14 protein-coding genes and 1 pseudogene are annotated in these 12,405 nt (G+C 68.7%); 10 read left to right on the top strand and 5 right to left on the bottom strand.

The annotated features are described in order from the left end of the window. Positions 1-218: 218 nt before the first annotated feature. The 6 genes from ACFYWJ_RS17625 to ACFYWJ_RS17600 all read left to right on the top strand — a co-directional run bounded on the left by ACFYWJ_RS17625 (position 219) and on the right by ACFYWJ_RS17600 (position 6,298). Positions 219-1,091: a DMT family transporter gene (locus tag ACFYWJ_RS17625; RefSeq protein WP_355275884.1), complete on the top strand. Its 873-nt coding sequence runs from the start codon at positions 219-221 to the stop codon at positions 1,089-1,091. A 42-nt stretch (positions 1,092-1,133) separates the two neighbouring features. Beyond that, entirely contained in the window at positions 1,134-2,570 is a 1,437-nt protein-coding gene (locus ACFYWJ_RS17620; protein ID WP_355275886.1) for a GuaB1 family IMP dehydrogenase-related protein, read from the top strand. A gap of 283 nt (positions 2,571-2,853) precedes the next feature. Then, positions 2,854-4,209: a hemolysin family protein gene (locus ACFYWJ_RS17615; protein ID WP_355275888.1), complete on the top strand. Its 1,356-nt coding sequence runs from the start codon at positions 2,854-2,856 to the stop codon at positions 4,207-4,209. Continuing rightward, positions 4,202-5,266, top strand: a complete 1,065-nt coding sequence (locus tag ACFYWJ_RS17610) for a hemolysin family protein (protein WP_355275890.1) — start codon at positions 4,202-4,204, stop codon at positions 5,264-5,266. Before ACFYWJ_RS17615 ends, ACFYWJ_RS17610 begins: the two co-directional genes overlap by 8 nt. Before the next feature lie 145 nt (positions 5,267-5,411). Beyond that, entirely contained in the window at positions 5,412-5,777 is a 366-nt protein-coding gene (locus ACFYWJ_RS17605; RefSeq protein ID WP_355275892.1) for a metalloregulator ArsR/SmtB family transcription factor, read from the top strand. After that, positions 5,774-6,298 (top strand): SRPBCC family protein, encoded by a 525-nt coding sequence (locus ACFYWJ_RS17600; RefSeq protein ID WP_355275894.1) that lies wholly within the window; start codon positions 5,774-5,776, stop codon positions 6,296-6,298. Before ACFYWJ_RS17605 ends, ACFYWJ_RS17600 begins: the two co-directional genes overlap by 4 nt. Here ACFYWJ_RS17600 and ACFYWJ_RS17595 read toward each other — a convergent pair. Both ACFYWJ_RS17595 and ACFYWJ_RS17590 read right to left on the bottom strand, forming a co-directional pair. Further along, positions 6,268-6,585 carry a hypothetical protein gene (locus ACFYWJ_RS17595; RefSeq protein WP_355275896.1) on the bottom strand — a complete coding sequence of 106 codons (318 nt, stop codon included), beginning with the start codon at positions 6,583-6,585 and terminating at the stop codon, positions 6,268-6,270. The genes ACFYWJ_RS17600 and ACFYWJ_RS17595 overlap by 31 nt on opposite strands. Then, positions 6,582-7,346, bottom strand: coding sequence for a hypothetical protein (locus ACFYWJ_RS17590; RefSeq protein ID WP_355275898.1), 765 nt, complete (start codon positions 7,344-7,346; stop codon positions 6,582-6,584). The genes ACFYWJ_RS17595 and ACFYWJ_RS17590 overlap by 4 nt, the downstream gene beginning before the upstream one ends. Positions 7,347-7,408: 62 nt before the next feature. Between ACFYWJ_RS17590 and ACFYWJ_RS17585 the strand changes: the two genes are divergently transcribed. Then, positions 7,409-7,606 (top strand): hypothetical protein, encoded by a 198-nt coding sequence (locus ACFYWJ_RS17585; protein WP_355275900.1) that lies wholly within the window; start codon positions 7,409-7,411, stop codon positions 7,604-7,606. A gap of 137 nt (positions 7,607-7,743) precedes the next feature. Next, positions 7,744-7,935, top strand: a pseudogene (locus tag ACFYWJ_RS17580) (hypothetical protein); the annotation flags it as partial. Between the two features lie 172 nt (positions 7,936-8,107). Here the strand turns inward: ACFYWJ_RS17580 and ACFYWJ_RS17575 are convergent. Then, complete coding sequence (locus tag ACFYWJ_RS17575) at positions 8,108-8,758, bottom strand: helix-turn-helix domain-containing protein (RefSeq protein WP_355275903.1); 651 nt, start codon at positions 8,756-8,758, stop codon at positions 8,108-8,110. 68 nt (positions 8,759-8,826) lie between these two features. Here ACFYWJ_RS17575 and ACFYWJ_RS17570 point away from each other — a divergent pair, with 68 nt between their 5' ends. Then, positions 8,827-9,384, top strand: a complete 558-nt coding sequence (locus tag ACFYWJ_RS17570; protein ID WP_355275905.1) for a hypothetical protein — start codon at positions 8,827-8,829, stop codon at positions 9,382-9,384. A 79-nt stretch (positions 9,385-9,463) separates the two neighbouring features. Further along, a complete protein-coding gene (locus tag ACFYWJ_RS17565) occupies positions 9,464-10,369 on the top strand; it encodes an alpha/beta hydrolase (protein ID WP_355275907.1) in 906 nt (301 codons plus the stop codon). A 402-nt stretch (positions 10,370-10,771) separates the two neighbouring features. On the opposite strand, the gene ACFYWJ_RS17560 is transcribed toward ACFYWJ_RS17565, so the two are convergent. Together ACFYWJ_RS17560 and ACFYWJ_RS17555 are read right to left on the bottom strand one after the other, a co-directional pair. Further along, positions 10,772-11,836 carry a saccharopine dehydrogenase NADP-binding domain-containing protein gene (locus ACFYWJ_RS17560; protein WP_355275909.1) on the bottom strand — a complete coding sequence of 355 codons (1,065 nt, stop codon included), beginning with the start codon at positions 11,834-11,836 and terminating at the stop codon, positions 10,772-10,774. Next, positions 11,833-12,003: a hypothetical protein gene (locus tag ACFYWJ_RS17555; protein WP_355275911.1), complete on the bottom strand. Its 171-nt coding sequence runs from the start codon at positions 12,001-12,003 to the stop codon at positions 11,833-11,835. Before ACFYWJ_RS17555 ends, ACFYWJ_RS17560 begins: the two co-directional genes overlap by 4 nt. Positions 12,004-12,405: the final 402 nt, after the last annotated feature.

The raw sequence follows: 12,405 nt of genomic DNA, 5'->3' as shown, positions 1-12,405 counted from the left end.
GGTTCGGCCACGCTGCTGTTCGGGGCGCGCCGTTCCGGCGGCCTCGTCGACCCGGTGATCGGCACCGACGGCGTGTTCACACCGTCGTCCCGAGGGCGACTCGGCACGCGGCTGATCGACTCGGCCCGCGGTCACGCGGCTGATCGACGGCCTGTCGGTGCGGTCGTCGGGCCGGGCGCCTCCCGGCCTCACCGCGGTCCGGCTGCCACACTGACCTGGTGACGAACCGTTCGATCGCCGCGATCGTGTGCGCCGTCGTCGCCGCGATGCTGTTCGCGGTGTCGTCGGTGGCGCAGCAGCGGGCGGCGGCCGCCGTCCCCGGCGACGCGTCGCTGGTGGGCTCGCTGCTGCGGAACAAGCGGTGGTGGGCGGCGATCGTCGGCGATATCGGCGGGTACGGCATGCAGGTGCTCGCGCTCGCCTTCGGCGCGGTGCTGGTGGTCCAGCCGATCCTGGTCAGCTCGCTGGTCTTCGCGCTGCCGCTGTCCGCGCGCTTGAACCATCAGCGGATCACCGGGCGGGCCGCCGCGACGGCGCTGGTCCTGGTGACCGCGCTCGTCCTGTTCCTCGTCATCGGCGATCCGACCGCGGGCGAGCAGACCGCGCCGCTGCGAGAGTGGCTGGTGCCCTTGGCGATTCTGCTGGGCATCGTCGCGGTCGCGACGCTGGCGGGGTTCCTGGTGCGCAGGCCGGCCGAGCGGGCGCTGGCCCTCGGGCTCGCCGGCGGCGCGCTGTTCGGCCTGGCCGCCGCGCTCACCGACCGCGTGGTCACCCTGTTCGGTGACGGTCCGGGCAGCGTGCTCACCGGCTGGCAGACCTGGGCACTGGTCGGGGCCGGGCTGCTCGGCTTCTATCTCCAGCAGCGGGCCTACCAGGCCGGACCGCTGTCCGCCTCGCTCCCCGCGGCGGCGGTGGCCGAACCGCTGGCCGCCGCGTTCCTCGGCCTGACCGCCCTGAACGAGCAGCTGCGCACCGACGGCCTCGGCCTGGTGGCCGTCGTGACCTGCGTCGTCGTGATGTGCGTGGCCACCGTCGTGCTGTGCCGGTCGCAGGCGGCGCCGCTCGCGGGAGCGGCCGACACCGCGCACTGAGGTGCCGCCCACGACACACCTCACACGGCTATCATCGAACGAGTGCGATTTCTTCCGGGACCCCAGCCGCCGTACGACCTGACCTACGACGACATCTTCCTCGTCCCGAACCGGACGGATGTCGCGTCCCGGTTCGATGTGGACCTGGCCAGCGTCGACGGGTCCGGCACCACCATCCCCCTCGTGGTCGCGAACATGACCGCCGTCGCGGGCAAGCGGATGGCCGAGACCGTCGCCCGCCGAGGCGGACTCGTCGTGCTCCCCCAGGATCTGCCGATCCCCGCGGCCGCCGACACCATCGCGTTCGTGAAGAGCCGCTCACTCACCGCCGACACCCCCGTCACCCTCGACCCCGACCACTCGGTGTCCGACGCGGTGGCGCTGATGCACAAGCGCGCGCACGGCGCGGTCGTGATCGTCGAGGACGGCAAGCCGGTCGGGGTGGTCACCGAGGCCGCCTGCGCCGATGTCGACCGGTTCGCGCGGCTGCGCGAGGTGGCGTTCACCGATTTCGTGCAGGCCCCCGTCGACGAGTCGCCGCGCGAGATCTTCGACCGCCTCGCCGAGGCGCACGCCCAGCTCGCGGTGCTCACCCACACCGACGGCACGCTGGCCGGCGTGATGACCCGCACCGGCGCGATCCGGGCGGGCATCTACACCCCCGCGGTCGACGCGAACGGCAAGCTGCGGGTCGCCGCCGCAGTCGGCATCAACGGTGACGTGGCCGCCAAGGCGAAGGCGCTGGCCGAGGCGGGCGCGGACGTGCTCGTCATCGACACCGCGCACGGCCACCAGGCCAAGATGCTCGAATCGCTGCGCGCCGTCGCCGATCTCGGGCTCGGCGTGCCGCTGGCGGCGGGCAATGTCGTGTCCGCCGAGGGCACCCGCGACCTGGCCGCGGCGGGCGCGAACATCATCAAGGTCGGCGTCGGCCCCGGCGCCATGTGCACCACCCGCATGATGACCGGCGTCGGCCGCCCGCAGTTCTCCGCGGTGGCCGAATGCGCCGCGGCGGCCGCGGAACTCGGCGTGCACGTGTGGGCCGACGGTGGCGTGCGGCACCCGCGCGACGTCGCCCTGGCGCTGGCCGCGGGCGCGTCCAACGTGATGATCGGCTCCTGGTTCGCCGGCACCTACGAATCCCCCGGCGACCTGCGCGTCGACCGCGACGGCAATGCCTACAAGGAGAGCTTCGGCATGGCCTCCAAGCGGGCCGTGGCCGCCCGCACCGCCGCCGACAGCGGCTTCGACCGGGCCCGCAAGGCGCTGTTCGAGGAGGGCATCTCCAGCTCGCGGATGCGCCTTGACCCCGAGCGGCCCGGCGTCGAGGACCTCATCGACCACATCTGCTCGGGAGTGCGCAGCTCCTGCACCTACGCGGGCGCCCGCTCGCTGCCGGAGTTCCACGAGCGCGCCGTGCTCGGTGTGCAGTCCGCGGCCGGATTCGCGGAGGGACGCCCGCTGCCCAGCGGCTGGTGACCACCGACCGACAGCGGCCGATCGGGACTCCGGTTCCGGTCGGCCGCCGTCGCTTCGCCCCGCGCCGCTGACACATCATCGATGCGGACCGATTACTATGGAGTTGCCGATCTCGGCAGCGCTTTCTTCCCCACCCCGAAAGGATCCAGTTGTCACCCGCGTCCAAGGGCGCCACACAGGAGGGTTCCTCTACGGAGCCGGGTGACCAACCCGGCGTCCTCCTTTCCGCAGCGTCCGTTCGATCTCTCGATCTCCCCACGGCATCACCCGGGTGGTGCTGAGGATGTCCATCGTTCTGACCGTGCTCAGCCTGCTCGGCTTCATCGCTCTCACCCTCGGCACCGCGCTCTTCGTCGCCGCCGAGTTCTCCCTCACCGCACTGGAACGCAGCACCGTCGAGGCCGCGGCCCGCGAAGGTGACGTCCGCTCCCGGCTGGTCAAGCAGGCCCACCACACCCTGTCCTTCCAGCTCTCCGGCGCGCAGCTCGGCATCACCATCACCACCCTGATCACCGGCTTCATCGCCGAGCCCGTGCTGGCCCGGCTGCTCGATCCGCTGCTGGACGCGGCGGGCCTGAGCCCGAACGCCGCGCACGGCGTCGCCCTGGTGGTGGCGCTGGTCCTGGCGACCTCGCTGTCGATGATCTACGGCGAACTCGTGCCGAAGAACATCGCCATCGCCAAGCCGATGGCCACCGCCCGGCTCACGGCGGGCCCGATGATCTGGTTCTCGGCCATGTTCAAGTGGCTGATCCGGTTCCTCAACGGCGCCGCCAACTGGATCGTGCGCAGGCTGGGCATCGAACCCGCCGAAGAACTGCGCTCGGCTCGCTCACCGCAGGAACTCGGTTCGCTGGTGCGCACCTCCGCGCTGCGCGGCGCCCTGGATCAGCGCACCGCGCAGGTCATGGACCGTTCGCTGGAATTCGGTGAGCGCAGCGCCGAAGACCTGATGACACCCCGGGTGAAGGTCGAATCGCTCAACCGCGACGACACCATCGCCGACCTCATCGCCGCCTCCGCCCGCACCGGCTACTCCCGGTTCCCGGTCATCGACGGCGATCTGGACAACGCGCTCGGTGTCGTGCACGTCAAACAGGCGTTCACCCATCCGGCGCATCTGCGCAAGCAGATCCCGTTGAGCAAGCTGGCCGTCGCCGTGCCGATCGTGCCCGCGAGTCTCGACGGCGACGACGTGATGGAACGGGTCCGTGCCGACGGCATGCAGGTCGCGCTGGTCGTCGACGAGTACGGCGGCACCGCGGGCATGGTGACCATGGAGGACCTCATCGAGGAGATCCTCGGCGACGTGCGCGACGAGCACGACGAGGAGGAACGCGATGTCCGCCGGGTCTCCGACGGCTGGGACTGCTCGGGTCTGATGCGCATCGACGAGGTGTCGCGCGCGACCGGATACGAAGCGCCGGAAGGCGAATACGAAACGCTGGGCGGTCTGGTGCTGACCCAGCTCGGCCGGATCCCGGCCACCGGCGACGAGGTGGTGCTGCCCGAATCCCGCGGTTCCGGCGGCGGCTGGATCGCCCGGGTGGAACGGATGGACGGGCGGCGCATCGACCGGGTGCGCTTGATCCCGGTCGACGCGGCGCACCTGGCGGCACGGGAGCACAACCATGGGTGACCTGTTCGGAATCGTGCTCACCGTGGTCCTGCTGGCGGCCAACGCGTTCTTCGTCGCCGCCGAGTTCGCGCTCATCTCCGCACGCCGCGACCGGCTGGAAGCGCTTGTCGCGCAAGGCAAGAAGAACGCGAAGACGGTCATCGAGGCCGGTGAGAACCTGTCGATCATGCTGGCCGCGGCCCAGCTCGGCATCACCATCTGCTCGATCCTGCTCGGCCGGGTCGGCGAACCCGCGGTGGCGCATCTGCTCGAGGGCCCGTTCGAGTTGCTCGGGATGCCCGATCAGCTGCTGCACCCGATCTCGTTCACGCTCGCGCTGTCGCTGGTGGTGATCCTGCACATCCTGCTGGGCGAGATGGTGCCGAAGAACATCGCGCTGGCCGGGCCGGAACGCTCGGCCCTGCTGCTGGTGCCGATCCACCTGGTGTGGTTGCGGATCGCGCGCCCGCTCATCGCGCTGTACAACTACCTCGCCAACCTCTCGCTGCGCATGCTGCGGGTGGAACCGAAGGACGAGCTCGACGCGACGGTCTCCACGGTGGAGCTGGCCGAGATGATCGGCGAGTCCCGCTCGGAGGGGCTGCTCGACGAGGAGGAGCACCGCAGGCTCACCCAGGCGCTGGGGACCTCGGAGCGGATCGTCGGCGATGTGATGGTGCCGCTGGCGCAGGCGCGCTCGGTGCCGTTGCGCGGCAACGGCACCACCCTCGGCGACATCGAGGCCGCGGTCGGCGAGACCGGGTTCTCGCGCTATCCGGTGCGCGCCACCGACGGGTCGCTGGTCGGCTATCTGCACGTCAAGGACGTGCTGGACAAGGTCGCCGACGACACCGCCGGACCGGAGACGCAGATCCCGCGGACCGATATCCGCCCGCTGCCCACGGTCAGCTCCGGCACCACGCTGTACGAGGCGCTGGCCCGCCTGCGCCGCACCAACAGCCACCTGGGCCGGGTGGTGGACAGCCGGGGCAACACCGTCGGCGTCGTCGCGCTCGAGGATCTGATCGAGGAGTTCGTCGGCACCGTGCGCGACGGTACCCACCGCCTCGCCGAATGAGTTCCGTGACAACGGATCTCGCGCACAAGTAAATCAATCGGGACACGGCTCGACCACTCGGTCGGGCCGTGTCCCGTCTCACCACCGGACCTCGTACCCGCGCGTACCCTTGACTAATTGGTAACCCATGGGTTACCAATTAGGAGTGGATGTGTTCGAGGCTCTGGCCGACCCGGTACGCCGCGACCTGCTCGTGCGGCTCGCCGATTCCCCGGCGCGCGTCGTCGACCTCGCCGCGGACCACCCCATCAGCAGGCCCGCGATCAGCAAGCACCTGCGTGCCCTGACCGAGGCGGGCCTGGTCGAGGCCGAACCACACGGCCGCGAACGTCACTACCGCCTGGCCCCGGCGGGACTCAGCCCGCTGTGGACCTACCTGGAACAGCTGCGCCCGGCCCGCCCGCCGATCCCGGAGCACGCGCTCGACGGCCTGGACCTCGAGGTCCGCCGCACCACCCGCGAGCGCAGGGCCACCCCCGGCGCCGCTATCGACAAGGAGCAGACAGCATGACCATTCCCACCGCGACCGGCCACCGCCGCGACTACGCCGACGGCACCTACTGCGAATGGACGCGCACCTTCCGCGCCCCGATCGAGGACGTCTGGGCGGCCGTCACCGAACCGGAGCGCCTTGCGCGCTGGCTCGGCACCTGGACCGGCGACCCGGCCGACGGCGAGGTGAAGTTCCAGATGCTCTTCGAGGGCGAGATGCCCGCCGAACGCTTCCACATCGACGAATGCGACGCCCCGCGCCGACTGCGGATCACCACCTCCATGCCCTACGACGCCGAGAACCCCGAACACTGGCAACTGCGCCTCGACCTCACCGAGGAGGGCGGCGTCACCACCCTCACCTTCGCCCAGAACGTCCCCGACCCCACCATGGCCGAGGGCGTCGGTCCCGGCTGGGACTACTACCTCGACCGCCTGGTCGCCGCCGAGACCGACCGCGACCCGGCCACCGTCCTTTTCGACGACTATTTCCCGGCCCTGTCCGAGCACTACCGCAAGGAATTCGGCCTCACCGCCTGATCACCGGCTCCCGGGTCGCCGGCGTCTCCTGTCCGATCGCCGGGCAGGAGGCGGGCCAGCGCCGACGCCACGACGCGGTAGACGAACACCGCGGGCACGACGACCAGAAGCACCACCCGGAGCCCTACGGCGAGGGCGGCGAGGACCACGAAGCCCGGGCCGAGCCCGTCGGGTGAGCCGAAGCCCTGTCGCGCGGACAGGGCTGTCACCACTCCGTGCAGGGCGAGGTAGGCCACGAGCAGGACGGCCGCGATGCCGAGCAGCCGCAGGTCGGCGCGTCGCCTCATCGGGCCAGCTCCGGTCCGGAGGTGAGAAAGGCGAGCAGCAGGGCGTTGCCGATCACGCCGCCGGTCGCGAAGCGCGAACGGGTGCCGCTGTGCACGGGCAGACCGAAGAGGTCGGTGGTGCGATAGAGGCGGGTGAACAGGTCGCGGTGGCCGAAGGCCCGGGCCGGAGCGAGGGCGAAACCGGTGGCGGCCACCGACATGCCGAAGACCAGCGGACCGCTGTCCATGTCTCCCGAGCCGCTGTAGCCGTCACCGTATTCGTCGATGGCGCCGAAGCCGAGGACGCCGCGCTCCTGACGGAACGGTCCGCTCGCCAGTTCCGCGGCGAGCGCGCGGTCCGCGAATCCGGCGAAGTACGCCGCGAGTCCGGTTCCCGACGCGCGCGGGGCGTCGTGGGCTCGCCCGTCGACGCCCATGCGCTGGATCACCAGTCCGGTGGCCCGATCGAGCTGGACCGCGCGGACCCGCTCGGCCCAGTGCGCGATGACCGCGGTGTGGTCGGCGCCGGTCACCCGACCGTGGACGGCGATCGCGGCGGCGACAGCGGCCACATCGGTCGGGTAGGCCTCGCCGGGAAAGGTGTCGAGCAGCCCGGTCGGCGAGGCGAGCAGCCGCCGTTCGAGCGCGGCGATCACCGCGTCGTGCTGGACCGCGAGGTCGGCGGGAAACGCCGGATCGATCAGCCGGGCCAAGCCGAGCGCGAGGGCTGGATAGGACAGGTAGGCGTGGCCGTCGGCGCTGTAGCTCGGCCAGCCCGTCACGGCCGTGCCAGCCCGAGGTGAACTCCGCCCGCATCTGGGGCATACGAGCCGCCACCTCGAAAATGCTGACCGACCTGGCAACCAACAATCACTTACAGCTTCCAGCCAGCGCAGAGACCTTGGGCCTCGCCCTGTTCAGCCTGGTCCTCGGCCTTGGAATGCAACGGGCGGCCAATCCCTCGATTTCCACCGAAGTCGTCGCGGTCATCTTCGAGATACTGACCACCGGGCAAGCAGCAGGCACAGACCGGGCCGATTGAACACCGGGCTCGATCATGTACATTTCGCGGACTGCCGAGACCACACCGCACACAGATCTCGCTGCTGGTGACGGAGATACAGAACGAGCCGACCAGGCTCCGACATCCTGAAGCTGTCATGAAGTCGGCGAAGTACCACCAACACCGCGATCTCCTGGACCACCGGGCAATAACGGGCTCACCACCGAGCAATACGCCGCGCCGGGCAACGCATCGACGACGAGGTCCTGGCCGTCATCTCTCCCGCGCACAGCGCCAACATCAACTTCTTCGGCGCGATCGAGGTTGACGTCGATGCCGAACCGGCTCAGCTCGGGCACACCGGCTAGCGACCGCTCCGGGCGCGCGACACACTGGGTGCGCGACACACTGTTCGGAGCGAGTCGACCACACCAGAGTTCCCAGCCTGCCTGCGCCCTGAGCGAGGCCGGTGGAAACTCCCGCCGGCGAACGGGACACCCGACGAACGGCGAAATTGGAGGACCGGCGCCTCTCGCGGAATCACAGGGACAGTCCGAACGCCCTGGCCAGTTCAGGCACTGATTCCAGATCGCCCGCAACGGTCAGCGTGCCAGCGCAAAGGGCTGCTGCCAGCGACAACGTGCCCGCGTTGATGGCAACCAGGGTCGGTGCATCGGTAGCGATCGATGCCCGGGGCGCCGTGGCCGAGCCGGTATGGATGCTCATCTCCGTCCCCCGGATCTCGACGCGGTAGGCATGGTCGTCGATCCGCAGTTCGTAGACACCTGCTACTGCCTCAGAGGCCGCGGCGTCGAACCGAGCCTGCAGGCCGAGCGCCAGCAGATCGGGGGAGATGAATTGCTGTTCGGTGGGATCGCCGAGTCGAGCCAGTCCCCAGCGTGAAAGCTCGACGAGGACCGGTCGTAGCGCCTCGCCGTCGGAGGTGAGCTGGTACACCGTCGAGCCGGCGGGCGGGGGAAGCGTGGCTTTCTTGATCACCCCAGCCCCCTCGAGCTGCTTGAGCCGATCCGCGAGCAGCGCGGTTGCGATACCCGGTAAGCCGTCGACGAGGTCTTTGAAGCGCTGCGGACCGAGCATCAGGTTGCGCAGCACCAAAAGCGACCACCGCTCGCCGAGCAGGTCGAGAGCAACCGCAAGGCCGCAGTACTGGTTGTACGAACGTTTCGTCACACCAAGACTCTATCAAAACTAGACCTTGTACTTCATAATTCGACTGTGTTAACTTCTGAATTGATAGCGTGATCGGCTCGTCTGCGAGTCGGCCCAGCCACCTCCCACCTCGCTGTCTGGAGCGCTCGATGACAACCGCAACAGCAGGATCGTTTCCCGATGGCGCCACTTTCGCCGCGACCGCCGAACGCATCACCAACCACGCGTTGCTAGAGGAAGCGGTCACCCTCTTCCGCGAGGACGCGGTCGCCGAGTGGATCTTCGACGGCGCCTACGAACGTCACGAGGGAATCAGGGCAATCCGGTCGGCGCTGACCGTGATGACCTCGGTGTGGCGTCGAGAGCGCCTGCGCGTCCGCAAGACCGTCGAATGCGTCGGCCCCGACACGATCGTGCTGTCGTGGCGCGGCGGATTCCGCGGCGGCCAGCGCCAGTTCGGAACCGAGATCTGGACCCTGCGCGACGGCTTGGTCGCACACCACCAGATGTATGGCTACCTCGATGTCCGGCCCCGCACCTCGATACGGGCTGCGCTACGGCTGTGCGTGATTGCCCCGCGGATTGCACTTTCGACCGCGCGCAGCCAGTTCTGCCAGGCCACCCAACCGACACCGGGCCGCCCATGAACCCAGCAGATCCAGCCAACGCGGCCACCAAATCGCTCGATCGGTATGCCCGAACCAGTCCACCAACGAGGAGCCTCAGATGAACCACACCGATCACCACCACAGCGCCAACCTGGGAACGCCGCACCAGGTCGCACTCACTCCTGGCGCGATACGCTATTTCGACACCGGCGACGGGCCGCCGGTGGTGTTCGTGCACGGGTTCATGACCAACGCCAACACGTGGCGCAACATCGTGCCCGCGATCGCCGCCGCCGGGCACCGCTGCCTCGCTCCCGATCTTCCGCTCGGCGCCCACCGCATTCCCGTTCCCGACGCCGACCTCACACCGGTCGGCGTCGCCGACCTGCTCGCCGAGTTCCTCGACCGGCTCGACCTCACCGATGTCACCGTGGTCGCCAACGACTCCGGCGGAGTCATCACCCAGATCCTGCTCGTCCGTAATCCCGCTCGGGTCGCCCGGGTGGTCCTGGCCTCCGTGGATTGCTACGAGGCTTTCCCACCCGCCCGCTACCGCTGGTTGACCACGGCGATCAAGATCCCGGGAGCGACCCGCGCGGTCACCTCGATCCTGCGATGGCGACGCCTGCAGCGACTGCCCTTCACCTTCGGCCCGGCCACCAAACGACCAATCCCGCCTGAGGTTATGGACAGTTTCCTTCTTCCCAGCCGCCAGAGCGCAGCGATCCGCGCCGACCTGGCGCGATTCATCGTCCACGGCGTCAGCAACAGGTTCACCCTCGACGCTGCCGGCAAATTCGCCTCCGTCACCGCACCAGTCCTGATCGCCTGGGCCCGCGAAGACCAGCTTGTGCCGGCCGAGTACGCCGAACGCCTCGCCGACGATCTACCCAACTCGACCCTGAAATTCATCGACGACGCGCACATGCTCGTGCAGGAAGACCAACCGCAGGTACTCGCCGAGATGATCATCGAATTCACCCGGCATCACACCGCGCTGAAACAACGACGGGCCGGCGACTGACCCTCTTGACAACTGGCCATATACACCCGGACAGCACGTCGAGTTGTTATAAGAACTCAGTTACGAGGACTTCACGGTCCTCGATCAATCGCTCCATGCCAGACGAGGTTCCGCATCGAAAGGGGCGGCCCGAAGGAGCGACGGGAACCAACCGATAGACCAATTCCGCGACGAGGTCGGCGCATCGTTTTGTGATTGTTTTGAGGGAGATGAGCCTGTATCCAGGGTGATCTCCGGTGACGACAGCGGCCCCGCGCCGGATTCGCCGGAGGCGGGGCCGCAAGCGAAAAGTACTGCTATGAGCTACTTTTCACACATTCGACGGCACTACAGCTTCGCGCTATCAGACCCGGGCGGACGGGCCGGGGCCGATGCGTTACCCGGACGACCCCGCTGGAATCGTCACGAATGGACCTCGGGGTTAGGCAGCGTGGTGACCTCGATACCGGGAATCGTAGTGAGGAAGTCGGCACCGAAGGCTTGGGAGGGGGCCAGGGCACCGGTCGGTACGCCGCCGGCGAGCATGCGGCGCACAGCATGCAACATGCTGTGCGCGGTGAAGTCGTATGTGTTCGGCACACGAATCGCTGTCGACACCTGACGCCCATTATCATCACGCAGCTCGGCCCAGAGGTCACTGCGGGTTCGGGCGCGACGTCGCTCTGACGGTCCGGTCAGGAACTTGGCGATCGCCTGGTCGGTCGTACGGTAGATCCACCCGGTGCTCAGAGCTCGCTTGGTGATCGGAGCGAAGCGGGCGGCGACTCGGCCTGCGGGGATGTTGGTGAAGTTGATGATGTTCGGGATTCCGGTGGCACGGTAGCCGCTGCTCACGTCGCCGAGCGGGACGCTGATCACGGTTTGTGACCTTGCGTCGAGGCGCAGAGTTCGGACCTCATGGCCCACTCGGGCGGCGGCCAGTCGACCGTTCGTGCGGACCTGCCCACCGGCCCGCATGCCTTCGACCACGGAGCGGATTGTTCCGCCGCTGAAGCCGCCACGACTGATCAGAGCCGCCTCAGCGTGGGTGGCAGTCGGCAGCTCCGCATGAAGCCGCGCCAGAAGGTAGTCCGTCGGCACGACATCGAACCCGACCCCGGGAACAAGTGTGACGCCGGATGCCTTCGCCGCCTCGTGCTGGTCATACACTGCTTCGAACACGTCGATCTCGCCGGTCAGGTCGAGGTAGTGAACGCCGCGACGCAGGCAACCGGCAACCATCGGGGCAGAGGTACGGGAGAAGGGGCCCGCGCAGTGCGCGACTACGTCGACGTCTTGCAGCCCCGCGTCGATGGCGGCGGGGTCGTCGAGATCGAAAGCCCGGTACTCGAGGCCCAGATCGTTCGCCAGGCTTTCGACGGCCGCCCGGTTTCGTCCTGCCAGGATCGGTCGCTCTGCTGACGCGACCGCCAATCGGGCGACCAGCTCGCCGGTGTAGCCGTTGGCGCCGTAGATCAGCCAGCTCATGCCGTCACCGCCGGACGGTGAGCCTCGCGAACTCCGGCGAAGACGCCTCGTTCCACCGCGCCGAAGCCAGAACCTCGTAGCAGCGCACGCTCCACATCCCTCGTGATCGTCTCGGTGTGGCGCGCGGCGCGTTTGCCGACGGGTTTATCCGTTACCTTGCGACTCATGTAATGCAGACTATGCTCGCTATTGATCATGAGTCAATAGCTATTGAGCAGGGTTCAGTAGCCGCTACCACGGTGAGTGCCACAGAAGCCTCACCGACCTCACACCCACCGGCGACTCGCCACTGCGCGCTCCCCCGGATCGCCGGCAGGCAATGACCGCCCACCGGACACCGAGGAGATGCTCGCGAATCGGTAGCCGATCATCACCACCGTGACCGGCACCAACGCCGTCGAGGTGCGATCGCCGTGCAGCCCCAGGTCGTGGAACGGCGCTGCAGGCGTGGAGGCGCGACATGTCGCAGGGTCGCGGGTGGGCGTCGACCGCGATTCAGCCCCGGTCCGCACGCCGATGCAGGCGGCGGGAGGTAACGCGCGATTCGCGGTCCCGACTTGCCCCCGGAG

Source organism: Nocardia sp. NPDC003269 (assembly GCF_042888005.1).
Lineage (GTDB): Bacteria > Actinomycetota > Actinomycetes > Mycobacteriales > Mycobacteriaceae > Nocardia.
This window is presented reverse-complemented; position numbering and strand designations above follow the sequence as displayed.

Bases quoted from the DNA above. Each gene is read 5' to 3' on its own strand.
- ACFYWJ_RS17615 (WP_355275888.1), top strand. From the start codon at position 2,854: ATGTCCATCGTTCTGACCGTGCTCAGCCTGCTCGGCTTCATCGCTCTC.
- ACFYWJ_RS17610 (WP_355275890.1), top strand. From the start codon at position 4,202: ATGGGTGACCTGTTCGGAATCGTGCTCACCGTGGTCCTGCTGGCGGCC.
- ACFYWJ_RS17600 (WP_355275894.1), top strand. From the start codon at position 5,774: ATGACCATTCCCACCGCGACCGGCCACCGCCGCGACTACGCCGACGGC.
- ACFYWJ_RS17595 (WP_355275896.1), bottom strand. From the start codon at position 6,585: ATGAGGCGACGCGCCGACCTGCGGCTGCTCGGCATCGCGGCCGTCCTG.
- ACFYWJ_RS17585 (WP_355275900.1), top strand. From the start codon at position 7,409: ATGCTGACCGACCTGGCAACCAACAATCACTTACAGCTTCCAGCCAGC.
- ACFYWJ_RS17565 (WP_355275907.1), top strand. From the start codon at position 9,464: ATGAACCACACCGATCACCACCACAGCGCCAACCTGGGAACGCCGCAC.
- ACFYWJ_RS17560 (WP_355275909.1), bottom strand. From the start codon at position 11,836: ATGAGCTGGCTGATCTACGGCGCCAACGGCTACACCGGCGAGCTGGTC.
- ACFYWJ_RS17555 (WP_355275911.1), bottom strand. From the start codon at position 12,003: ATGAGTCGCAAGGTAACGGATAAACCCGTCGGCAAACGCGCCGCGCGC.